Here is a 23,245-nt window from a genome sequence, read left to right on the forward strand (position 1 = left end):
CTATAAAGGCGAGGTTCTTGAAATGCCGGATTCGAGGCGACTGCCACGCCGTGGCCGGTCCCCGATCCCTTGGAGCCGCAAGTTATGGAAAGACGCCTGGCCGCCATCGTCTGCGCCGACGTCGCCGGCTATTCGCGCATGATGGGCCATGACGAGGCCGGCACCCATGCCGTCTTCAAGGCCCATCGCAGCGCTATACACCCCATCATTCTCAACCACGGCGGCCGCGTCGTGAAGAACACCGGCGACGGCTTCCTGCTGGAGTTCGCCAGCATCGTCGGCGCCACCGAGGCCGCGATCGCGCTGCAGACGCTGATGGCGGAGCGCAACCATCATTTGCCCGCCGACCGCGCCATGCAGTTCCGCCTCGGCATCCACATGGGCGACGTGATCGCCGACGAGGACGAGGTGTTCGGCGATGACGTCAACATCGCCGTCCGGCTCGAATCCGTGGCGAACCCCGGCGGCTTCGCGATCTCGGCCAAGGCCTACAGGGAAGCCGGCAAGCATCTCAGCCTGCGCCTGGTCGACGCCGGCGATCATCGTTTCAAGAACATCAAGGATCCGGTCGGCGTCTGGACCTGGACGCCCGAAGGCGCGGCCGCCCTCGTGCCCGAGGCCAAGGAAGCGTCGGTCCTGTCGCAGCAGTACCGGACCGCGATCGTCGGCGTCCTGCCCTTCGCCAATCTCAGCGACGCCCAGGACGAATATTTCTCCGACGGCCTCACCGAGGACCTGATCCACGCGCTGTCGCTGCAATCGTTCTATCGCGTGCTGAGCCGCAACTCGACCTTCGCCTTCAAGGGCAACAACGTGAGCACCCGCCTGATCGCGCGCGAGATCGATGCGACCTATTTGATCCAGGGCTCGGTGCGGCGCGCCGGCAGCAAGATCCGCGTCACCGCCGAATTGATCGCGCCGGAGACCGGCGAGCAGCTCTGGACCGGCCGCTACGACCGCGACATCGGCGATCTCTTCGCGATGCAGGACGAGATCACGACCAATTTGTCCGCAGCCATCGCCACCGAGATCGTCCGGGCCGAGGCCTCCGCGCCCGCGCGCATGACCAACGACGTGACCGCCTGGGACCGCTTCCTCAAGGGACTGTCACATTATTACCGGCAGACCAAGGAAGACCTGACCTCGGCCATCGCGCTGTTCCACGAGGCCGTCACGCTCGATCCAAAACTGTCGATCGCGCACGCCTATCTCGCCACCATCCAGATCCAGAGCATCCAGTTCGGCTGGATCAAGGGCACCCGCGAATTATGGGCCGAGGCGATGAACCTCGCCGAGACCAGCGTGCGGCTCGATCCGCGCTCCTCCTTCGCGTTTTCGATCCTGTCCTGGGCGCACGCCATGGAGGGGCATTACGAGGCTGCGATGGACGCCGCCAAGCGCGCGGTCGCGCTCAACCCCTACGACATGGGCGCGCGCGGTGTGCTCGGCATCTGCCACTTCGTCGTCGGCGAGCACCGGCAGGCGATCGAGCTGTTCACGATGGCGGCGCAGCGCGACAACAATGACCCGCGCTATCAGTGGGCGACGCTGAACGCCTTCAGCCATTATCTGCTGGGGCAATACGACGCTACCCTGTCCTGGGCGCGGGAACAGCTCTACATCAATCCCAATCACATGCAGGCGCTCGCGATCCGCGCTGCAGCGCTGGCGCAGCTCGGACGCGCCGCGGAAGCCGCTGAAGCGGCCAAGGTTCTGCTCGGTAACTACCCGACGCTGAACGTCGACCGGCACTTGCGGAATTTCAACTGGAAGCGGCCCGAGGACATTGCTCATTACCGCGAGGGCCTTCTGAAAGCGGGCGTGCCCTTCAGCAAGCTGACCCTCGTGCAGACCGACGTCAAACGCGCCGCCGAATCCTGAGGGCAAGCCTCCGTCTCACCGCGATCTCACGCCTGCTTTTATTGACAGCGCGCAGAATTCAGCCACACTTCGTTACACGCTGAAGTAGTATAGTCTCGCTGTCTGTTTGTTAGGACTTTTCGCGCCTTATCGGCGCGTCTGTTTTCACGATTCGCTGTTTCCAGGAATTTGGGCCATGCATGATCCCGCCTCGAAACCCTTCGATCCCTCGATCGAGGTCTCGCCGAACAATCCCTGTCCGTTTCTGCGCGGGCTCGTCGGCGAGGGCTTCGTCGATGGTGGGACGGTCCCGCTCGGCACACTGTCGCAGACAATCGCAAATGCGAGCGGCGAGAAGGGGCCGAAGAAGACGCTGGCCCGCATCGAGGTCCGCGGCGTCGCACTCATCGCCAACGGCGCACGCCACCTGTTGAAGAGCATCTGGTCCGGCGTCCAGCTCGACGCGCTGCGCGGCGGCCCCCTGGACAAGCGCGGCGCCGGCTCGCGCATCCTCGGCGTCGACGGACGCGTCAATCAAGACGAGATCGCGCGGCTTGCCAGCTTCGGCCGGAATTATCCTGATCCGAACGGCGGCACCGAGCCTGGCCTCAACGCATCGGAAATCGAGATCTTCATGCGCGACAACCTCAAGCGCGCCGGCAACGCCGCGCGCTGGTACTACCCGCTGCTGATGAAATTCGAATGGCCGATCCTGCTGAAGATCATGGGCAAGGGCGAGGGCGAGAACCGCTATCTCAGCGTGGCCGACGTGCGCACGCTGTTCAACGAGCGCAAGTTTCCCGACCGCATCAACCAGCGGCTGACATCGCAGCCGGTGCTGTCGGCCTGCCAGCGCACATTGCGGGCTGCAGCCAAGCTTGCGGCCCTGCTCATCGCCCTTGGTCTTGCGACCCTCGTGGCCGTTGCAGAATTTCCCGATCAGGTCAGGGCAATCCTCCCCGAGAAGGCGGCGCAAGTGATCCCGCCTCCCTTGCCGGAGCTCCGTGAGACGACGGCCGCCTACTGGCTCGAGCAGAACTGGTCGCTCGAGGACCGGCACTGGTTTCACCACACCAGCCAGGGCACCGCGACGTTCCCGGTGCCCTACGGCTGGTTCATGGCGCTGGAGCAGCCCCGCCTCAGCCTGTTCTCGCGGCCCGGCATGATGACCGACGGCGCCTATCTCGAGCGCTTCGGTTTCATCCCGAGCCCGCAGTCGATCAACACCGATGCCACGACGTTGCGCCGCTTCGGCTATGCCAATGTCTACGAGACAACGCAGCCGCCGAGCCTGTCGAGCGATTGGACGCAAGCCGAGAATGTCGACGGCCTTCCGGTCGGCTTCGCGCGGTTGACGGGGACCGTCGATCCCGCGACCGGCCGCCGCGAGGAAGACAAGATCGGGCTCACCTGCGCCGCGTGTCACACCGGGCACATTCGTTACAAGGGCGTGGACATACGCTTCGACGGCGGTCCGGCCATGACCGATCTGAAGAAGCTCGAGCTCTCGACTGGTCTGTCGATCGCCTACACGCTGTATGTCCCCTTCCGCTTCAAACGCTTTGCCGATCGCGTGCTCGGCCCCGAGGCGAGCGACGCGGACCGCGACGCGCTCAAGCAGAAGCTCGGCGCGATCGGCAAATTTCTGCTCGACTGGCAGAACAATTACGACAAGACGATCGCCGGCAAGAAGACCTGGGACGGCAAGCAGCAGAAGGACACCGAGGAAGGATTCGGCCGCCTGGATGCGCTCAACCGCATCGGCAATCAGGTGTTTGCCCAGGACTTCGCGTTCAGCGGCGTCGCGGGATTCGAGAAGAACCTGCATGCGCAGGATGCGCCGGTCAGCTTCCCGCCGATCTGGACCGTGCCGTGGCTCAAATATGCGCAGTACGATGCCTCGATCGAACAGCCGCTGATCCGCAATGCCGGTGAGGCCTTGGGCGTGACCGCGCTGCTCAACCTGTCCGATGCCTATCCCAAGGACAGGCTCTATCGCTCATCAGTCGAGGTCACCAACCTGCACTGGATCGAGAGCCTGCTCGCAGGCCCGGATCCCTACGCACAGAAGAAGCTCGGCGGACTGACCTCGCCGAAATGGCCCTCGCAGATCCTTGGCGAGGCCTGGAAGATCGATCCCGAGCGCGTCAGGAACGGCCGCAAGCTCTATGCGAAGATCTGCGTCGAGTGCCACCTCGGTCCCGTCAACGATCCCGAGTTCGACAGGGAATTTCCCGAGGAGAGCGTCTGGTCCTCGCCGCGCTGGGAGCGCATCGGGGAGGAGATGGTGTTGAATCCCGTGCAGAAGAGCGTCGCCGGCATGGGGACGGATTCCGCGCAGGCCTACGTTCTGGAGAAACGGACGGTCTCCATGCCGGGCTTCCTCGACCTGCAGCCGACACGCATCCTCGGCGAGCAGTGGAAATGCAAGAACCTGCCGGAGACGTCTTCGACCGAAATGTCCTACGCGCTCGGACTGATGGCCCTCGTCGATGTCGTGGCGCGGAAGTCGATGGATGATGCGGATCTCCCGCCGGACGCGCAGAAGGCGTGGTGGGGCGCGCGCGCCAACTGCCCCAATCCCGGACCGCAACCACCGGATCCCAAGGAGCCGCGCCCCTGGTACCGCGCGCGTCCGCTGAACGGGGTGTGGGCCACCGCACCTTATCTCCACAACGGCTCGGTGCCCTCGCTCTACTGGATGCTGCGGCCGGCGGCCGAGCGCCCGAAGACGTTCTGCATGGGCAATCGCGATTACGATCCGAAGCAGGTCGGCTTCGCCGTGGTCGAGGGCGAGAGCTGCAAGACCGGAGAGACGCAGTTCTCGACGACCTGGCCCGACGGCACCGAGATCAACGGCAACAGCAATCGCGGCCACTCGTTCGAAGGCACCCCGGGGCCGGGCAAGCCGGGCGTGATCGGGCGCACGCTCGAGGAAAACGAGCGCTACGACCTGATCGAGTATCTGAAGACGCTGTAGCGCCGGATGCGTTCGGCTTGAGGCGCCTCTTACCTCGCCCCGCTCGCGGGGAGAGGTCGGAATTCGCGCGCAGCGCGGATTCCGGGTGAGGGGGACTCTCCGCGTGTCCAACTCTCACCGTCCTCGCGGAGGCTTCCCCTCACCCCAACCCTCTCCCCGCAAGCGGGGCGAGGGAGCGCACCGCCGACACGGCCGCATTTCACTTGAACAGCGGCGTGCCCGGCACGAAGGCGTCGAAGGCCGCCCAGAATTGCGTGCGGTAGCGGTCCTGCTCCTGCAGGATCTCGTGCTTGGACCCTGCGATCACGAGATGGGAGCCGGCGCGCAGGTGATAGGCGAACTCCTCGATTGCGGCGGTCGAGACCACGGTGTCGTTGGAGGCCGCCAGCATCAGGATCGGCTGCCGGATCTCGGACGGGTAGTTCATGCGCTTGAAGGTCTGCATCGCGCGGAACGCGGTGTCGGCCCAGGCGACCGTGGGCGATGCCAGCCCGAGCGTCGGATCCTCCTCGAGGATCGCGGCGTTGCGGGCATAGCGCACGGGATCGCTGGTGAGGGGATTGTTGATGAAGGGAGCGAGCCCGGTCAGGTGGTCGCTGCCGCCGGGCACGTAGTGGCCACCCTGCCCCATCAGGCGCATCGTCCTGAGCAGTGCCCGCGCCGGGAACGAAGTGGAGCGGCCGGGCAGATCGATCATCGGCGCCGACAGCACCATCCGGTCGAACCAGCGCTTGCCCGCATGCGCCACGCGCAGCATCACCGCGCCTCCCATGGAATGGGCGAGCGCGAAGAACGGCGGCGGACAATCCGGCAACACCACCTGCTGCACGAAGGTCTCGACGTCGACCTCGAAGTCGGAGAAGGCGCGCACATAGCCCTTGCGCGGATCGCGCAGCCGGCGCGAGGAATGGCCCTGCCCGCGCCAGTCGATCATCGCCACCGCAAAGCCGCGGTCACGCAGGTCGCGCACCGTCTCGAAATATTTTTCGATCTGCTCCCCGCGCCCGGTGAAGACGCAGACGGTGCCCTTGCGGCCCGCCGGCGGCGCCCAGCGCGCGAAGCGAAGCTCGGCGCCGTCGGGCGTCTTAATGGTGCCGCTGACGACGTTTTCGGGAACTGGATTGGCGGGAATCGAGATCAGCGTCATGTGTGGGAAGGGCTGAAAATCAAGGGGCGGAGGCGCCGAAGAGGCGCCGATGCCGCCCTCTTGAACGCTGTTTCGACCCACCCATATCATCTTCGTGCAGGCCGCTACCAGTGCTTCGGAACCGAAGGATCAGGCTGCACACAGACTAAGCCCGGCCCGATTGGCGGGCGGGTTACCAGATCAGTCGCTCAATGGAGGACTAACCATGCGCACCTACGACCTCACCCCCTTCTATCGTTCCACCGTCGGCTTCGACCGTCTCTTCAACCTGCTCGACCAGGCGGGCTCCGACGGCAGCCCCGGCTATCCCCCCTACAACATCGAGCGCACCGGCGAGAACGCCTACCGCATCACCGTTGCGGTCTCCGGCTTCTCCAAGGATGAGCTCTCCATCGTCGCGAAGGAAAACACGCTGACGATCAAGGGCGAGAAAGTCGCGAACGAGAACAGCAAGAACGAAGTGCTCTACCGCGGCATCGCCGCCCGCGCCTTCGAGCGCGCCTTCCAGCTTGCCGACTTCGTGCAGGTGAAGGATGCCTCGCTCGAGAACGGCCTGCTTCACGTCGACCTCGTGCGCGAGATTCCCGAGGCCAAGAAGCCGCGCCAGATTGCGATCAACACCGCCGCGCAAGCCGCGCAGGTGATCGAGGGCTCGAAGGCCGCCGCCTGACGCGCCCGCACCGTTCGACGTCCAAGTTGCGAAAACGCCCCGGTGCCCCGGGGCGTTTTTGTTTGCGCGTTTCTACTTGCGCTAACCTCTCCCAACGTCGTCCTGGCGAAAGCCAGGACGATACCGAATGTTTTTTTGCACCGCATCACAGAGCGGTGAAGAGCGTAACAGCGCGGCCTCATGCTCCGTCCTTCCAGCATCGAACCCAAACCAGGACGGAGAATGATCGTGACCCTCTGGCGCAGCCTTTTCGTCGCCGCGAGCCTGTTGGCGGCTCCCCTTGGCCTTGCCAACGCACAGACCCCGCAAACGGTGAAGGCGAAGAATGTCGTGCTGGTGCACGGCGCCTGGGCGGACGGCTCGAGCTGGTCCGAGGTGATCCCGATCCTTCAGGCTGCGGGCCTGCATGTCATCGCCGTGCAGAATCCGCTGGGCTCGCTCGCCGAATCGGTCGAGGCGACCAAGCGTGCTCTGGCGGAGCAGGATGGTCCGACCGTGCTGGTCGCGCATTCCTGGGGCGGCACCGTGATCAGCCAGGTCGGCACCGATCCGAAGGTCACAGGGCTCGTCTATGTCGCAGCGCGCGCGCCCGATGCCAACGAGGATTTCGTCGCGCTGTCGAAGCAATTCCCGACAGGGCCTGCGCGTGCCGGCATCGTCGAGCACGACGGCTTCACGAAGCTCTCCGAGGATGCGTTCCTGAAATATTTCGCCAACGGCGTCGCGCCGGAGCGCGCCAAGGAGCTCTACGCCGTGCAATGGCCGACGGCCGCCTCGATCTTCGCCGGCCGCACCACCGAGGCTGCGTGGCACACGAAGCCGAGCTGGTACGCGGTGTCGAAGAGCGATTACACCATCAATCCCGATCTCGAGCGTTTCCTCGCCAAGCGCATGAACGCGACGACGATCGAGCTCGATGCCGGCCACCTCTCGCTGGTGTCGCATCCAAAGGAGGTTGCGAATTTGATCCTGGATGCGGCGGGGTTTCCACGCAGCTGAGCGGCGATCCGCTCAAAAGCAAAAGGGCGCACGGAGCGATCCGGGCGCCCTTTGTTTTTGCTCGACCCTTTCCCCGACGTCGTCCTGACGGGCGCCCTCGCATCACGCGAGCAGCGCGCGCGTGTCCTAATCCAGCCCCTGTGCGGCTGGCATCTCCTGGGTCGGCAGGATGGTCGGTGCAGGCTTGGTCTGGCCGACGGTTGGCGTGGCGGCCGGAGGGGATGCCTCGGCAGGCTTGGGCTGCACGGCGGCCGCCTGCTGCGCGGGTTGAGCTTGTGGCGCCTGCTGCGGCGCAGGCGCAGGCGAAACCGGCTTGGCTGCGGCGACCGGCGTCTCGCCGTGCCGCGGGGCGGCCTTCGGCAGCGGCACGGTGCGGCTCGCCACATGCGGGATCGGGGCCGGCGGCCGCGGCGGGCCGCCGCGGACAACGGTCGGCGGCGGCAGCGCACTATGCGGACCGTAAGGCGCGATCGCGCCCTCATCATAGGCCGGCGGCGCCATGCCGAAGGCGTCATAGGCGGGCATGAAGCGCAGGATTCGGCCATCCCGCGCGTCGATCACGAGCCGGCCGTCGTCACCCCGGCGGTCGATCACGGCGATGGTATAGACGCTGCCGCGCAGGCGCGGGATGCCCAGCGGCGAGAAGCCGTTGTCGCGGAGCACGGCGTAGACCTCGGTCGGCGGCAAAAATGCGGGCGCTGGGCCGCGCTCGTCGTCATAGCCGTAACGGTATCGCGGTGGTGGTGGAACATCCGGCGGACCGTAGGGACCGTCGAAATCCGAGACCGCAACATAGCCTCCCCGCGCAGTCCCGTTCGCAAGCACCTGTGCCTCGGCAGCCGTTGCCGCCAGCGCCAGCGCGGCGGCGGCCACACATCCTGTGAAAAACTTCATGGTCGAAACGCTCCTGTCAGGCCCTCCGGACGGCACGCGCCTGTTTCGCTTCTGGTGGCGCGGCGCACCTTTCCAAGGGTTGATCCGAAGCTTCCTGCGGGATTCCGGCGCCGCTTCGACGCGCCTAGGGCCGGATCGGGGCGCGTTTGCTTCAAATCCGGGGCGGCGCGCCATGCGGAAAGCGCTGATTGACACTCTGGGAATCGGGACTTTCGCGCGCTTGTGTGCTAGACAAAAATTTGGCAAGGTGATGGTTAGGACAGGAAGACTGTCTTAATTTTGCTTGCGATTCCGGCATAGGGATTGCAGCGAAACTTGGCGCTCTCGAGCGCCAAGACGGTCGCGGGCAAAGCCGTTCTCGGGGACGAAGAACGCCTAGGCCTGAATTTAAGAAAATGCGGCTCGCAACGGACGAGCGGTGGCCCAGAAGCGGGTGCCGCGGGACGCCCAAGGTGCGCCGAAGATGGCGGTGAGGCAGCTTGCCGCATGGAGAGGACAAAACAATGAACGGGTCGCAATTCGAGCGCGCAAACATCGTGGCAGAAGAGCTGTCGGCGACGGTCGCCTCGAAAACGACCGACCCGATCGAGCCGCACACTTTCCGTCCGGCCGCCGAAGGCCTCTACGACCCGAGCCTGGAAAAGGATTCCTGCGGCGTCGGCTTCATCGCCAACATCAAGGGCAAGAAGTCGCACGAGATCGTCTCGGACGCGCTGAGCATCCTCTGCAACCTCGAGCATCGCGGCGCGGTCGGCGCCGATCCGCGCTTCGGCGACGGCGCGGGCATTTTGGTGCAGATCCCGCACGCCTTCTTCGCCCGCAAGGCCAAGGAGCTCGGCTTCGCGCTGCCCGCGCCCGGCGAGTACGCCATCGGCGCGCTGTTCATGCCGCGCGACACCGCCTGGCGCAACGTCATCAAGAGCATCATCGCCGACCAGATCAAGGCCGAAGGCCTGACGCTGCTCGGCTGGCGCGACGTGCCGACCGACAATTCCTCGCTCGGCGTCACCGTGAAGCCGACCGAGCCCGCCTGCATGCAGGTGTTCATCGGCCGCAACGGCACCGTCAAGACCGAGGACGAGTTCGAGCGGAAGCTCTACATCCTGCGCAAGTCGATCTCGCAGGCGATCTATCAGCGCCGCGACCGCGGCCTCGCGGGCTACTATCCCTGCTCGATGTCCTGCCGCACCGTGATTTACAAGGGCATGTTCCTCGCCGACCAGCTCGGCAAGTACTATGCCGACCTGCACGAGAAGGACTTCGAGAGCGCGCTCGCACTGGTGCATCAGCGCTTCTCGACCAACACCTTCCCGACCTGGTCGCTGGCGCATCCCTATCGCATGATCGCGCATAACGGCGAGATCAACACGCTGCGCGGCAACGTCAACTGGATGGCGGCGCGCCAGGCCTCGGTGAGCTCCGAGCTCTATGGCAAGGACATCAGCCGGCTCTGGCCGATCTCCTATGAGGGCCAGTCCGACACCGCCTGCTTCGACAACGCGCTCGAATTCCTGGTGCAGGGCGGCTACTCGCTGCCGCACGCCGTCATGATGATGATTCCGGAAGCGTGGGCCGGTAATCCCTTGATGGATGAGAAGCGCCGCGCCTTCTACGAATATCACGCCGCGCTGATGGAGCCGTGGGACGGCCCCGCCGCGATCGCCTTCACCGATGGCCGCCAGATCGGCGCCACGCTCGACCGCAACGGATTGCGGCCGGCGCGCTATCTCGTCACCAAGGACGACCGTATCGTGATGGCGTCCGAAATGGGCGTGCTCAAGATCCCCGAGGATCAGATCATCACCAAGTGGCGCCTGCAGCCCGGCAAGATGCTGCTGGTCGACCTCGAGCAGGGCCGCCTGATCCCCGACGACGAGATCAAGGCCGACCTCGCCAAGAGCCATCCGTACAAGGAGTGGCTGGACCGCACGCAGATCGTGCTGGAGGAGCTGCCGAAGGCGCCGACCACGGGCGTGCGCTCCAACCTGTCGCTGCTCGATCGCCAGCAGGCGTTCGGCTATAGCCAGGAGGACATCGCCATCCTGATGACGCCGATGGCCTCCACCGGCGAGGAAGCGACGGGCTCGATGGGCAACGACACGCCGGTCTCGGCGCTGTCGGACAGGCCCAAGCCGCTGTTCACCTACTTCAAGCAGAACTTTGCGCAGGTCACCAATCCGCCGATCGATCCGATCCGCGAGGAGCTGGTGATGAGCCTCGTTTCGATCATCGGACCGCGGCCGAACCTGTTCGACCTCCAGGGCCTCGCCACCACCAAGCGCCTCGAGGTGCGCCAGCCGATCCTGACCGATGCGGATCTGGAGAAGATCCGCTCGATCGCCGATCTCGGCGATTCCCACTTCAAGTCACGCACGCTCGACACCACGTTCCACGCCGGCCTCGGCGCCGCGGGCATGGATCAGGTGCTGGATGAGCTCTGCGCGCGCGCCGAATCGGCGGTGCGCGAGGGCGTCAACATCATCATCCTGTCCGACCGCATGGTCGGCACCGACCGCGTGCCGATCCCCTCGCTGCTCGCCTGCGCCGCCGTACACCATCATCTGATCCGCACGGGCCTGCGCACCTCGGTCGGCATCGTCGTCGAATCCGGCGAGCCGCGCGAAGTGCATCACTTCGCCTGCCTTGCCGGCTATGGCGCGGAAGCGATCAATCCCTATCTCGCGTTCGAGACCATCATCGCGATGAAGGATCGCCTGCCCGGCTCGCTCGACGACTACGAGATCGTCAAGCGCTATATCAAGTCGATCGGCAAGGGCCTGCTCAAGGTGATGTCCAAGATGGGCATCTCGACCTACCAGTCCTATTGCGGCGCGCAGATCTTCGACGCGGTCGGCCTCAAGGCGGATTTCGTCTCGAAGTTCTTTGCCGGCACGCACACCCGCGTCGAGGGCGTCGGTCTCGCCGAGATCGCAGAAGAAGCCGTGCGCCGCCATGCCGACGCGTTCGGCGAGGCGCAGGTCTACAAGAGCGCGCTCGACGTCGGCGGTGAATATGCCTACCGCACCCGCGGCGAGGATCATGCCTGGACCGCCGAGTCGGTGTCGCTGCTCCAGCACGCCGCCCGCGGCAACTCGCAGGAGCGCTACCGCGCCTTCGCCAAGATCCTGAACGAGCAGTCCGAGCGTCTTTTGACGTTGCGCGGCCTGTTCCGGATCAAGAGCGCCGAGGAAGAGAAGCGCAAGCCCGTCCCCCTCGACCAGGTCGAGCCGGCCAAGGACATCGTCAGGCGCTTCGCCACCGGCGCGATGAGCTTCGGCTCGATCTCGCGCGAGGCGCACACCACGCTCGCGATCGCCATGAACCGGATCGGTGGCAAGTCGAACACCGGCGAAGGCGGCGAGGAAGCCGACCGCTTCAAGCCGATGCCGAACGGCGATTCCATGCGTTCGGCGATCAAGCAGGTCGCCTCGGGCCGCTTCGGCGTGACCACGGAGTATCTCGTCAACTCCGACATGATGCAGATCAAGATGGCGCAGGGCGCCAAGCCCGGCGAAGGCGGTCAGTTGCCCGGCCACAAGGTCGACGCGACCATCGCCAAGGTCCGGCACTCGACGCCGGGCGTCGGCCTGATCTCGCCGCCGCCGCACCACGACATCTATTCGATCGAGGATCTGGCGCAGCTCATCTACGACCTCAAGAACGTCAACCCGACGGGTGACGTCTCGGTGAAGCTCGTCTCCGAGATCGGCGTCGGCACGGTCGCGGCCGGTGTCGCCAAGGCGCGCGCCGACCACGTCACCATCGCGGGCTTCGAGGGCGGCACCGGCGCTTCGCCGCTGACCTCGATCAAGCATGCCGGCTCGCCCTGGGAAATCGGCCTTGCCGAAACCCACCAGACGCTGGTGCGTGAACGGCTGCGCAGCCGCATCGCGGTCCAGGTCGACGGCGGCTTCCGAACCGGCCGTGACGTCGTGATCGGCGCGCTGCTCGGCGCCGACGAGTTCGGCTTCGCCACCGCGCCGCTGATCGCGGCCGGCTGCATCATGATGCGCAAGTGTCATCTCAACACCTGCCCGGTTGGCGTCGCGACCCAGGACCCGGTTCTGCGCAAGCGCTTCACCGGCCAGCCCGAGCACGTGATCAACTACTTCTTCTTCGTCGCCGAGGAAGTCCGCGAGATCATGGCGAGCCTCGGCTTCCGCACCTTCAACGAGATGATTGGTCAGGTTCAGATGCTCGACCAGACCAAGCTGGTTGCGCACTGGAAGGCCAAGGGCCTCGACTTCTCCAAGCTGTTCGTCAAGCAGAAGGAAGAGAAGGGCCAGAAGATCTACCACTCGGAGCTCCAGAACCATCATCTGGAGGCCGTGCTCGACCGCAAGCTGATCGAGAAGGCGACGCCCGCGCTCGACCGCGGCGCGCACGTGAAGATCGAAGCCGAGATCAACAACACCGACCGTTCCGCCGGCGCGATGCTGTCGGGCGCCGTGGCCAAGATCTACGGCCATGCCGGCCTGCCGCAGGACACCATCCATGTCAGCCTCCAGGGCACCGCCGGCCAGGCCTTCGGCGCCTGGCTCGCCCACGGCGTCACCTTCGAGCTCGAAGGTGAAGGCAACGACTATGTCGGCAAGGGCCTTTCCGGCGGCAAGATCATCGTCAAGCCGCCGCGCAATGGCGGCATCGTGCCGGAAGAGAGCATCATCGTCGGCAACACCGTGATGTACGGTGCGATCGCGGGTGAGTGCTACTTCCGCGGCATCGCCGGCGAACGTTTTGCCGTGCGCAACTCCGGTGCCGTCGCGGTGGTCGAGGGCGCGGGCGATCATTGCTGCGAATACATGACCGGCGGCATCGTGGTCGTGCTCGGCAAGACCGGGCGCAACTTCGCGGCCGGCATGTCCGGCGGCATCGCCTATGTGCTCGACGAGACCGGCGACTTCGACAAGCTCTGCAATCTCAGCATGGTCGAGCTCGAGCCGGTGCTGTCTGAAGAGCTGATCAACGCCGGCACCTACAATCACGCCGGTGACCTCGAGGCCCATGGCCGGGTCGACGTGTTCGCCAACCTGCTCGCCTCCGACGTCGAGCGGCTGCACGTCCTGATCACGCGCCATGCCAAGGCGACCGGCTCCAAGCGCGCCGCCGACATCCTTGCCAATTGGAAGGAATGGCTGCCGAAATTCCGCAAGGTGATGCCGGTCGAGTACCGGCGCGCGCTGCGCGAAATGGCCGCCAACGCGGACGCCGAGCCGAAAATCGCGATCGGGGCGTAAGCATCAGAGCCCGTCATCGCGAGCGCAGCGAAGCAATCCAGCATCTCCCCTCGGGCAATAGCCTGGATTTGCTTCGTCGCTTCGCTCCTCGCAATGATAGTGAAAACAACAGACGAATTAAGCGGCAAGGACTTCGGGTTTAATGGGCAAGATCACGGGTTTTCTCGAAATCGAACGGCATGACCGCAAGTACACCCCGGTCACCGAGCGCTTGAAGCATTTTGGCGAGTTCGTCGTTCCGCTGACTGAAAAGGAAACGCGCGACCAGGCCGCGCGCTGCATGAACTGCGGCATTCCCTACTGTCACGGCACCGGCTCGGTCGCGCCCGGCACGCCCGGCTGCCCGGTCAACAACCAGATCCCCGACTTCAACGACCTCGTCTATCAAGGCAACTGGGAAGAGGCCTCGCGCAACCTGCACTCGACCAACAACTTCCCGGAGTTCACGGGCCGTATCTGCCCGGCGCCGTGCGAGGCGTCCTGCACGCTCAACATCGACGACAACCCCGTCACCATCAAGACCATCGAATGCGCGATCGTCGATCGCGCCTGGGACAATGGCTGGCTGAAGCCGGAAGTCGCGACCGAGAAAACCGGCAAGAAGGTCGCCGTGATCGGCTCGGGCCCGGCCGGCATGGCCTGCGCGCAGCAGCTCGCGCGCGCCGGCCACGACGTCCATGTCTACGAGAAGTACGCCAAGGCCGGCGGCCTCCTGCGCTATGGCATTCCCGACTTCAAGATGGAGAAGGGCATCATCGACCGCCGCGTCAAGCAGATGGAAGGCGAAGGCGTCACCTTCCACTACAACAGCTACGTCGGCGCTGACGGCAACGTCGATCCGCGCGAGATGCTCAACCAGTATGACGCGATCGCGCTGACCGGCGGTGCGGAAGCCCCGCGCGACCTGCCGATCCCCGGCCGCGAGCTCGACGGCATCCACTACGCGATGGATTTCCTGCCGCAGCAGAACCGCCGCGTCTCCAACGAGCCGCAGGGCGGCGTCACCGAGATCCTCGCCGGCGGCAAGCATGTCGTCGTCATCGGCGGCGGCGACACCGGCAGCGACTGCATCGGCACTTCGCTGCGCCAGGGCGCGCTCTCCGTGACCCAGCTCGAAATCATGCCCGCCCCGCCCGAGCGCGAGAACAAGGGCCTGACCTGGCCGAACTGGCCGCTGAAGATGCGCACCTCCTCCAGCCAGGCCGAAGGCGCGGTCCGCGAATTCGCCGTGCTGACGCAGAAGTTTTCCGGCGAGAACGGCAAGGTCAAGAAGCTGCACTGCGTGCGCGTCGACGACAAGTTCAAGCCGCTTCCCGGCACCGAGTTCGACCTCGATGCCGAGCTCATCCTGCTCGCGATGGGTTTCGTCCATCCCGTGCACGAGGGCCTGCTCAAGCTGCTCTCGGTCGAGCTCGACCCGCGCGGCAACGTCAAGGCCAACACGCTCGACTACCAGACCTCGCGCCCGAACGTGTTCTCGGCAGGCGACATGCGCCGCGGCCAGTCGCTGGTGGTCTGGGCGATCCGCGAAGGCCGCCTCTGCGCCCGGTCGATCGACACGTTCCTGATGGGGAAGACGGATCTGCCGCGGTAGCTGCTCGCTTCGCTGCCAGATTTGAATGAAGCTGTCATCGCCCGCGAAAGCGGGCGATCCAGTATTCCAGAGGCAGTGACGTATCACGGAGAAGCTGCGGCATACTGGATGCCCCGCCTTCGCGGGGCATGACAGCGGAACTAGTTCTGCAACCTCACCCCCAGCATCACCACCGTGTCCTGCGAGCTCGACCCCGGCTGGTTCGAATCCAGGATGTCGTGGCGCAGCGTGCCCTTGATCCAGACGTTGCGGTTCAGCTTGTAGATCAGATTGCCTTCAAGCGAGTAGGTTTTGTCGTTGCGGTTCTGGTTCTGGTAGTCGTACGTGCCGAAGGTGAACCGGCCAACTGCGGTGAGCCAGCGGCGGAAGTCGTGGTCGACTTCGGCGGAATAGGTGCGCACCAGCACACCGGAGGAGCCGGGGACCGTGGACTCGGCGATCTGCGTGTCGGTGAAGAATTTCACGGTGGTCAGGCCGCTCGCGTTCCAGATCAGCGAGCCCGTGGTCAAAAAGCCCGCGAGCTGGCTGAGGCGCGGGTCGACATAGTTGCGCGCGGTATAGCCGACCGAGATCTCGCCGGTGAGGATGCGCGTGAACTCGAAGGTCGAGCCGACCTTGGCATAACCGCCCGATGAATCGCGGAAGTAGCCGTTGCGGTCGGCGGGCTGGTCGTGCACGCGGCTGTCGCCCTCGATCTCGACGAACGGCTTCAGGCCCGGCTTGAGATCGTAGGAGAAACGTCCCACACCGCCGTACTGGTTGAAGTCGCGATCGTCGTTGCTCGAAATCGTGCCGTCGGTGAGCTTGGAGTTCGTATAGGCCGTGCGGTCGATGGTGGCGCCGGCCGCGACCTCGAAGCGGTTGAAGGTCTGGTCGAAGCCGAAGGTGCCGCCATAGGAGGCGTAGACCGGGTACCTCTGCAGGCCGGCCTGCACGTTCGGGCTGCCGGGATTGTCGGTGGCGACCCGCAGGCGCAGTTGCGAGGCCAGCTTGAAGTCGCGGTCGACGTCGACGCGGCCGTCGACATGGCCGGTGAAATCAGGGCGGTCGATGTCGACCGGCGACGGCGAGGCAAAACCGTCGATCGTCGCCGGCATCTGGTTGCCATAGCCCGAGAACGAGCCGCGCAGATCCGCGACCAGCGCGTGGCGCTCCCAGTCGGACACCACCAGGAGATCGGGCGCGACCACGTAGACCGGCGAGCCGACCGGCTTGCTGAGACGGGCCGGATTGGTGTCGTAGCCGGCGGAGAGTTCGAGCCCGCCCTTGATCAGGAAGCTGCCGGCATAGTCGCCGACGGCGCCGAACGGATCGTCATCGGCCTTGAGGCGGCGCCGCAAGGGCTGGCCGGGCACTGCGCCGGCCATCGCCGGCGGTGTCGGCGTCTTGTGCGCGGTCTCGGATGGCGGCGGCGCGATGCGCGGCGGGCCGAGGCTCGTGGCCTGCGTCGTGGGCGGTGGCGGCGAGCCGGGACCGACGGGGCGCTTCGGCTTCGGCTGGCCGGGGTAGAATTTGGGCTGCTGCCGCTTGCGGTTGAGCGAGTCGTATCCCGAGCCGCTGGCGCCATTGGCGGCGGGCAGCCCGTAGGTCGGGACCTGACCGACGCGCGAGGTCGCCGGCGTCGGCTGGCTCTTGCGCGGATCGGCGTTCGGGTCGGGCAGCGCCGGCAGTGCATCCGACGGCGCCTGCACGACGCCCGCCGTGCGCCGGGTCGGCAGCGTGTCCGGCGAGACGAAGCCGCCGCGGGTGGGATTGAACAGGTCCGGCGTGAGGCTCTGGGCGGCCGCCGGAGCGCTTTCCAGCGCCGTCAGCAGCAGGCACGGCAAAGCGGCGCGCAAGGGATGCGCGCGACTGCTCCGGCCTCTACCTGGAGGCGACCTCACGATGGAATTACCCCAGCGAAATCAGACACTTCCTTGACGGCCTCCCGCCGGGCGGCGGGAACCATCGTTAAAGGAGTTAAAACAATTATGGTTAATGAGGCGTTGAAGGGTTTGGGGGCGCGTCGCCTCCCGGGCGGCGGCATGCTAAGCAGGCAGCCACGGGCAAATCACGCCCTACCTCCCTGGATCAGGACATGCCGAGCTCGAAACCGCTGATGACTCCATCATCCGGCCCCCTTCCTACAAGCGTCGAATCCGCGCTCCGCACGCTGGAGACGGAGAGCGGCGGCATCAACGCGCTGGCCGCGGCGCTGAAGGGACCGCTGGGCACGACCTTCGCTGCTGCCGTCGAGCTGATCCGGCAGGCCAAGGGCCGCGTCGTCGTCACTGGGCTCGGCAAGTCCGGCCACATGGCGCGCAAGATCGCGGCGACGCTGGCCTCGACCGGCACCCCCGCCTTCTTCGTGCACGCCGCCGAGGCCGGCCATGGCGACCTCGGCATGATCACGGCGGACGACGTCATCATGGCGCTGTCCTGGTCCGGCGAGCAGCCGGACATGAAGAACATCGTGAACTACTCCGCGCGCTTTGCGATCCCCATGATCGCGGTGACGTCGAACCCGGCGTCCTCACTCGGCCAGGCAGCCGACATCGTGATCGAGCTGCCGAAGGCGCGCGAGGCCTGCCCGCACAATCTGGCGCCGACCACCTCGACGATGATGCAGGTCGCGATCGGCGACGCGCTCGCGATCGCGCTGCTCGAGGGCCGCGGCTTCACCGCACTGGAGTTCGCGCATTTCCACCCCGGCGGAAAGCTCGGCGCCATGCTGAAATTCGTCCGCGACTACATGCGCACGGGCGCGGAGATCCCGGTGAAGCCGGTCGGCACCATGATGTCGGACGCCGTCGTCGAGATGTCCGCCAAGGGCCTCGGGTGCGTCTGCATCGTCGGCGATACCGGCGAGATCGCGGGCATCATCACCGACGGCGATCTGCGCCGCCACATGCGCCCCGATCTTTTGACGGCGTCCGTCGACGACATCATGACCAAACAGCCGAAGACCGTGCCGCCCTCGATGCTCGCGACCGAAATGCTCGAGGTGCTGAACGCCCGCAAGATCACGACGCTGATCGTGGCCGAGGCGAACAAGGTGGTGGGTATCGTGCATCTGCACGATCTGCTGCGGGCGGGTGTGGCTTAAACTTTCTCCGTCATCCCGTGGCATCGCGAAGCGATGAGCCCGGGATCCATCATGCCGCCGAGTTTGTTTCGCCATGGATTCCGGGCTCGCGCCAAGTGGCGCGCCCCGGAATGACAGCGAAAGATGTGGCGCTCATCTGCCCCCCAACGTGGTTAGACCGACGGAAATCGCGCCGCCTTCTCCTCCGGCAGCCGCAGGCCGTTCGCCAGATACGACACCGTGCGATAGAAGCCGCACAGCAGCATGATCTCCGGAGTCTGCGCCTCGTCGCCATGCGCCGACAGCGCGGCGAGTCCTCACGTTGCGGCCACCGTCAGATTCGCACCGTCCACCTGCACCACCTTCACCCTGGTGCCGGCCGGCGTATCCGGACCGGCGACACGCCAGACGGTGTCGCCGATGCGGACGGTGCCGGAGCCGTCGATGATCGGCTTCTCCAGCGTGAACTCGCGGCCCAGAAGCGCCTCGGTGCGCTTGTTGAGGAAGGGGCTGGCGCCTGCATCCGTCTTCGCCCGGGCGAGGCGTCGCCACACCGGCACGGCGGCCACGGCGAACACCGCGAACATCAGAAGCTGCGCCTGCCAGGACGAATGAACGACGAACGAGACGAGGCCGACCAGCAGGGACGCCAGCCCGAGCCAGAACAGGAACACGCCCGGCGCGAACACCTCCAGCGCCATCAGGATGAAGCCGAAGATCAGCCAGTTCCAGGCGCCGAGCGAAACGAACATGTCGGTCATGGCACGACCTCTTGAATGATCCCGTTACTGCGGCGGGACCGAAGGCGGCGTCGGGCCCGACGTCGGCACCGAGCCGCGACGGGCGGCCGCGACAGCGGATGCCGCGCTTTCGCCGAACGTTGCCTTCGCGATCTCGCCGATGCCAGCGAGCGAGCCGAGCAGGCTCACGGCCTCCATCGGCAGCATGATGACCTTCTGGTTCGGCGCGTCAGCGAACCCGCCGAACGCCTTTATATATTTGTCGGCGATGAAATAGTTCAACGCCGCGACGTCGCCCTTGGCGATGGCTTCCGACACCGCCTGGGTCGCCTTGGCCTCGGCTTCGGCGAGACGCTCACGCGCTTCGGCGTCGCGGAAGGCGGCCTCGCGGCGGCCTTCAGCCTGAAGGATCTGGCCCTGCTTGGCGCCCTCGGCGCGCAGGATCTCGGACTGACGCTGGCCTTCGGCAGCCAGAATGTCGGCGCGCTTGACGCGCTCGGCCTTCATCTGCCGGCCCATCGCCTCGACGAGGTCGGCCGGCGGCACGATGTCCTTGATCTCGATGCGGTTGACCTTGACGCCCCACGGCGAGACCGCGGCGTCGACGACGCGCAACAGGCGCTCGTTGATCTCGTCGCGATGCGACAGCACCTGGTCGAGATCCATCGAACCCATCACCGAACGGATGTTGGTCATGGTCAGGACCGTGATCGCCTGGGTGAGGTTGGCAACCTCGTAGCTCGCCTTCGCGGCGTCGAACACCTGGAAGAAGGCGACGCCGTCCACCGTCACGGTGGCGTTGTCCTTGGTGATCACCTCCTGCTCGGGGATGTTGATCACCTGCTCCATCATGTTGATCTTGCGCCCGACGCGATCGAAATAGGGCACGATCAGATTGAGCCCGGGGCTCAGGGTCTGGGTGTATTTGCCGAACCGTTCGATGGTCCAATCATAGCCCTGCGGCACCGTCTTTACGCCGGCAAGCAGCGTGACGATGACAAGCAAAACCAGAACAATCGCGAAAATATCGAAACCGCTCATAGCTCCTCCAAGGCGGGAAAACGCCTTCCCCGCAGCTCCCATTGGTCGGTATCGCTACCCTACCGGTTCAGCGGCACGAATTCACGTCGGCGCCCGCCGAGCTCTCCACAAGAAGTACAGAGCGGGAACCGCGGCGATTAACTATTTGCAAGGACGCTCTTGAAAGCCCGCGTGCGCAGCCTAGCGTTGCGACAGTCCATTTCGTCATTCCGGGCCCGAGCGGAGCGAGGGAGCCCGGAATCCATCGGGCCACAGAGTACGCGGATGAATGGATTCCGGGCTCACGACTTCGTCGCGCCCCGGAATGACGTCCCCTGAATGACCTTGAGCGGATCGGACGTCAGAGACGCAGCACTACCAGCCTATTCGATCACGTCGTTCGCGGTCGCGAGCAGGTGGGCGGGGATCGTGACGCCGATCGCCTTGGCCGTCTTCAGGTTGAAGGCGAGCTCGAACTTGGTGGGGTTCTGCACCGGGAGGTCGGCGGGCTGCGCTCCCCGAAGGATCCGATCGATATAGGAGGCGGCACGGCGCACCTGCTCGGCGCTGTCGGTGCTGTAGGACATCAGCCCGCCCTCCTCGACGAAGGTGCTGCTCCAGAACACCGCAGGCACGCGCGCTTCGGCGATCGCCGCCAGCAGACGCGCGCGGTTGGCCATGGTGAAGAAGTCCGGCAGCACCAGGAGACCACCATCCTTGCGCGAGGCCAGCGCGGCGATGGAAGCATCGTCATGCACCGGCGCCGCCTCGACCGTCACGCGAAGCGCGCGGCCTGCATCCTCGATCGTCTGCAGCATGAGGCCGGCGAACGGCGCGGTGGCGGGATTGTAGACGACGGAGACGCGGGAGACCTTTGGCGTGATCTGCGCGAGCATCTCCAGCCATTTGCCGGCCATCGGGCCGTCAAAATCGGTGAAGCCGGTGATGTTGCCGCCGGGATGGGCGAGGTTTTTGACAAAACCCTGGCTGACGGGATCGGTGACTACGGCGAACACGATCGGCGTCGTCGCCGTGCGCCTGTGCAGCTCCTCGACCGAGGGCGTGCCGACCGCGAGCAGGATGTCCGGCTTGAGCGCGACCAGTTCGTCGGCGAGCCGCGCGATCCTCTCCCGGTCGCCGCCGCCGCTGCGCCAGTCGATCCGCAAATTGGCCTGCTCCTTCCAGCCATGGCTGGCCAGCGCCTCGACCAGGATGGCACCGCGCGTCTGCCCGGCCGCATCGTCGTCGGCCGTGACCGATAGCACGCCGAGCCGGCGCGTCGCGCCCGGCTGCTGCGCCAGTGCCGCGCGCGGCAGCGTGGTGATCATCCCGAGAAGCGCGAAGAGCTCGCGGCGGTTCATGGGCTCAGATCCAACCCTGAAGCTCACGCAGCACCAGGGCGCGGATCACGTCCATGCCGGGCTCGCTGTCGTTGAGACAGGGAATCGCGGAGAACTGCTCACCGCCATTGTGCTTGAAGATCTCGGCATTCTCCTGCGCGATCTCCTCCAGCGTCTCCAGGCAGTCGGCGGCGAAGCCCGGCGTCACCACTGCGATGCGGCGCACACCCTCCTTGGCGAGGCGCTCCATGGTCTTGTCGGTGTAGGGCTGCAGCCACTCATCATTGCCGAAGCGGGACTGGAAGGTCAGCAGCAGCTTCGATGCATCCATCCCGAGCCGGCGGCGCAGCGCCTCGGTCGTGGCGACGCAATGGCCCTGATAGGGATCGCCCTTGTCGACATAGGATTTCGGCATGCCGTGGAAGGAGGCGACGATCAGCTCCGGCTTGAACGGCAGCGTGCCAAGGTGCGCCTCGATCGCAGTCGCGAGCGCCTCGATATAGGCCTCGTCCTCGTAATAAGGCGGCGTCACCCGCAGCGTCGGCTGCGCGCGCAGGCGGGCGAGCACACGGAACACCTCGTCGCAGACGGTCGCCGAGGTCGAGGCGGAATATTGCGGATAGAGGGGAACGGCGAGGATGCGCTCGCACCCCTTCGCGATCAGGGCGTCGATGCCCGAGCGGATCGAGGGATTGCCGTAGCGCATCGCCCAATCCACGACGACGTGCGCGCGGTCCGATAATGCGGAGGCGAGCTTCTCGCTCTTCGAGCGTGTGATCGTCTTCAGCGGCGATTCGTTCTTCTCGTTATTCCATATCTTGCGGTAGTCGAGCGCCTTGGTGCGCGGCCGCCGGCGCAGGATGATGCCGTTGAGCACGAACTGCCAGACCAGGCCCTGGTCCTCGATCACGCGGGGATCCGAGAGAAACTCCTTCAGGTAGACCCGGACGCCCGGAGCGTCGGCCGTATCGGGCGTACCGAGATTGATCAGGAGCACGCCGACGCGCGGCAGGCTCGCTTGCACGGCGGGCTTCGCGGTCTCAGTGGGGACAACGGTCGTCATGGCATCCGTGGGTCGCGCGTTGCGCCGAACTTGTCAAGATGAGCCCGATTTGGCTAGGGTCGCCCCCAAGCGGGGGAGGACCGATGACACTCGCGGAATGGTGCGTTCTTGGAGCGCTGCTGCTCTACCAGGCGACGATCGTCTCGATCAAATGGATCAGGTTTCGCCGCTTCGACAATTCCCGGCCGCGCGATCCCGCCTTCTTTGAGGACTCCCTCTCGCAGCGCGCGCTCGGCGCGCACCAGAACGGCATCGAGACCTTCCCGTTCTTCGCCTTCGCGGTGCTGCTCGCCGAATTTCGCGATTCGCCGCAGCGCCTGATCGACGAGCTCGCCGTGCTGTTCCTGATCGTGCGGGTCGCCTACGTGCTGACCTATCTCGGCAACCGCCCGACGCTGCGCTCGATCCTCTGGAGCATTGGCTTTGCGATCAATCTCGGGATCTTCTTCATGCCGGCGCTGAAGCGGTTTCTGCCGGTGTGAGGCTGGCATCCCTCCCTCAACGCCGTCATTGCGAGGAGCCCTTGCGACGAAGCAATCCAGACCGCCGCCGCGGAGGGTTTCTGGATTGCTTCGCTACGCTCGCAATGACTGAGCAAGGCGCACGGCCATCACGCTGCGACCCACGCCGCGAATCG

15 protein-coding genes and 1 pseudogene are annotated in these 23,245 nt (G+C 65.6%); 8 read left to right on the forward strand and 8 right to left on the reverse strand.

The window, feature by feature from the left end:
• The first annotated feature begins 84 nt into the window (after positions 1-84).
• Together K289_RS0113730 and K289_RS0113735 are read left to right on the forward strand one after the other, a co-directional pair.
• Positions 85-1,881 carry an adenylate/guanylate cyclase domain-containing protein gene (locus K289_RS0113730; protein ID WP_027552042.1) on the forward strand — a complete coding sequence of 599 codons (1,797 nt, stop codon included), beginning with the start codon at positions 85-87 and terminating at the stop codon, positions 1,879-1,881.
• A gap of 175 nt (positions 1,882-2,056) precedes the next feature.
• Complete coding sequence (locus K289_RS0113735) at positions 2,057-4,840, forward strand: di-heme-cytochrome C peroxidase (RefSeq protein WP_027552043.1); 2,784 nt, start codon at positions 2,057-2,059, stop codon at positions 4,838-4,840.
• Between the two features lie 199 nt (positions 4,841-5,039).
• Here K289_RS0113735 and K289_RS0113740 read toward each other — a convergent pair whose 3' ends face one another.
• Complete coding sequence (locus K289_RS0113740) at positions 5,040-5,987, reverse strand: alpha/beta fold hydrolase (protein WP_027552044.1); 948 nt, start codon at positions 5,985-5,987, stop codon at positions 5,040-5,042.
• 205 nt (positions 5,988-6,192) lie between these two features.
• On the opposite strand from K289_RS0113740, the gene K289_RS0113745 reads away from it, so the two are divergent.
• Positions 6,193-6,657 (forward strand): Hsp20 family protein, encoded by a 465-nt coding sequence (locus K289_RS0113745; protein ID WP_027552045.1) that lies wholly within the window; start codon positions 6,193-6,195, stop codon positions 6,655-6,657.
• 228 nt (positions 6,658-6,885) lie between these two features.
• Positions 6,886-7,656 (forward strand): alpha/beta fold hydrolase, encoded by a 771-nt coding sequence (locus tag K289_RS0113750; protein WP_027552046.1) that lies wholly within the window; start codon positions 6,886-6,888, stop codon positions 7,654-7,656.
• Between the two features lie 126 nt (positions 7,657-7,782).
• Here the strand turns inward: K289_RS0113750 and K289_RS0113755 are convergent, their stop codons facing one another.
• The gene (locus K289_RS0113755; RefSeq protein ID WP_027552047.1) at positions 7,783-8,550 is read right to left on the reverse strand and encodes a hypothetical protein; all 768 of its coding nucleotides are present in this window, start codon (positions 8,548-8,550) and stop codon (positions 7,783-7,785) included.
• Positions 8,551-9,053: 503 nt separating this feature from the next.
• On the opposite strand from K289_RS0113755, the gene gltB reads away from it, so the two are divergent.
• Together gltB and K289_RS0113765 are read left to right on the forward strand one after the other, a co-directional pair.
• Entirely contained in the window at positions 9,054-13,787 is a 4,734-nt protein-coding gene (gene gltB, locus K289_RS0113760; RefSeq protein ID WP_027552048.1) for a glutamate synthase large subunit, read from the forward strand.
• Positions 13,788-13,929: 142 nt separating this feature from the next.
• Positions 13,930-15,381 (forward strand): glutamate synthase subunit beta, encoded by a 1,452-nt coding sequence (locus tag K289_RS0113765; RefSeq protein WP_027552049.1) that lies wholly within the window; start codon positions 13,930-13,932, stop codon positions 15,379-15,381.
• Positions 15,382-15,521: 140 nt separating this feature from the next.
• Here K289_RS0113765 and K289_RS0113770 read toward each other — a convergent pair whose 3' ends face one another.
• Positions 15,522-17,264 (reverse strand): outer membrane beta-barrel protein, encoded by a 1,743-nt coding sequence (locus tag K289_RS0113770; RefSeq protein WP_027552050.1) that lies wholly within the window; start codon positions 17,262-17,264, stop codon positions 15,522-15,524.
• A gap of 194 nt (positions 17,265-17,458) precedes the next feature.
• Between K289_RS0113770 and K289_RS0113775 the strand changes: the two genes are divergently transcribed.
• Positions 17,459-18,466, forward strand: coding sequence for an SIS domain-containing protein (locus tag K289_RS0113775; protein ID WP_027552051.1), 1,008 nt, complete (start codon positions 17,459-17,461; stop codon positions 18,464-18,466).
• 152 nt (positions 18,467-18,618) lie between these two features.
• Here K289_RS0113775 and K289_RS52085 read toward each other — a convergent pair.
• The 5 genes and pseudogenes from K289_RS52085 to hemH all read right to left on the reverse strand — a co-directional run.
• Positions 18,619-18,756 (reverse strand): annotated as a pseudogene (locus K289_RS52085) (carboxymuconolactone decarboxylase family protein); the annotation flags it as partial.
• A 6-nt stretch (positions 18,757-18,762) separates the two neighbouring features.
• Positions 18,763-19,206: an NfeD family protein gene (locus tag K289_RS0113785; RefSeq protein ID WP_027552052.1), complete on the reverse strand. Its 444-nt coding sequence runs from the start codon at positions 19,204-19,206 to the stop codon at positions 18,763-18,765.
• A gap of 24 nt (positions 19,207-19,230) precedes the next feature.
• Positions 19,231-20,226, reverse strand: a complete 996-nt coding sequence (locus K289_RS0113790; RefSeq protein WP_027552053.1) for an SPFH domain-containing protein — start codon at positions 20,224-20,226, stop codon at positions 19,231-19,233.
• A gap of 362 nt (positions 20,227-20,588) precedes the next feature.
• Positions 20,589-21,566, reverse strand: a complete 978-nt coding sequence (locus K289_RS0113795) for an ABC transporter substrate-binding protein (RefSeq protein WP_027552054.1) — start codon at positions 21,564-21,566, stop codon at positions 20,589-20,591.
• 4 nt (positions 21,567-21,570) lie between these two features.
• Positions 21,571-22,608: a ferrochelatase gene (gene hemH, locus K289_RS0113800; RefSeq protein WP_027552055.1), complete on the reverse strand. Its 1,038-nt coding sequence runs from the start codon at positions 22,606-22,608 to the stop codon at positions 21,571-21,573.
• An 83-nt stretch (positions 22,609-22,691) separates the two neighbouring features.
• On the opposite strand from hemH, the gene K289_RS0113805 reads away from it, so the two are divergent.
• Positions 22,692-23,090 (forward strand): MAPEG family protein, encoded by a 399-nt coding sequence (locus tag K289_RS0113805; protein ID WP_027552056.1) that lies wholly within the window; start codon positions 22,692-22,694, stop codon positions 23,088-23,090.
• Positions 23,091-23,245: the final 155 nt, after the last annotated feature.

The sequence above is a fragment of the Bradyrhizobium sp. Cp5.3 genome, from assembly GCF_000426265.1.
In the GTDB taxonomy this organism is placed as follows: domain Bacteria; phylum Pseudomonadota; class Alphaproteobacteria; order Rhizobiales; family Xanthobacteraceae; genus Bradyrhizobium; species Bradyrhizobium neotropicale.

Bases quoted from the DNA above. Each gene is read 5' to 3' on its own strand.
- K289_RS0113730 (WP_027552042.1), top strand. From the start codon at position 85: ATGGAAAGACGCCTGGCCGCCATCGTCTGCGCCGACGTCGCCGGCTAT.
- K289_RS0113735 (WP_027552043.1), top strand. From the start codon at position 2,057: ATGCATGATCCCGCCTCGAAACCCTTCGATCCCTCGATCGAGGTCTCG.
- K289_RS0113740 (WP_027552044.1), bottom strand. From the start codon at position 5,987: ATGACGCTGATCTCGATTCCCGCCAATCCAGTTCCCGAAAACGTCGTC.
- K289_RS0113745 (WP_027552045.1), top strand. From the start codon at position 6,193: ATGCGCACCTACGACCTCACCCCCTTCTATCGTTCCACCGTCGGCTTC.
- K289_RS0113755 (WP_027552047.1), bottom strand. From the start codon at position 8,550: ATGAAGTTTTTCACAGGATGTGTGGCCGCCGCCGCGCTGGCGCTGGCG.
- gltB (WP_027552048.1), top strand. From the start codon at position 9,054: ATGAACGGGTCGCAATTCGAGCGCGCAAACATCGTGGCAGAAGAGCTG.
- K289_RS0113765 (WP_027552049.1), top strand. From the start codon at position 13,930: ATGGGCAAGATCACGGGTTTTCTCGAAATCGAACGGCATGACCGCAAG.
- K289_RS0113775 (WP_027552051.1), top strand. From the start codon at position 17,459: ATGCCGAGCTCGAAACCGCTGATGACTCCATCATCCGGCCCCCTTCCT.
- K289_RS0113785 (WP_027552052.1), bottom strand. From the start codon at position 19,206: ATGACCGACATGTTCGTTTCGCTCGGCGCCTGGAACTGGCTGATCTTC.
- K289_RS0113790 (WP_027552053.1), bottom strand. From the start codon at position 20,226: ATGAGCGGTTTCGATATTTTCGCGATTGTTCTGGTTTTGCTTGTCATC.
- K289_RS0113795 (WP_027552054.1), bottom strand. From the start codon at position 21,566: ATGAACCGCCGCGAGCTCTTCGCGCTTCTCGGGATGATCACCACGCTG.
- hemH (WP_027552055.1), bottom strand. From the start codon at position 22,608: ATGACGACCGTTGTCCCCACTGAGACCGCGAAGCCCGCCGTGCAAGCG.
- K289_RS0113805 (WP_027552056.1), top strand. From the start codon at position 22,692: ATGACACTCGCGGAATGGTGCGTTCTTGGAGCGCTGCTGCTCTACCAG.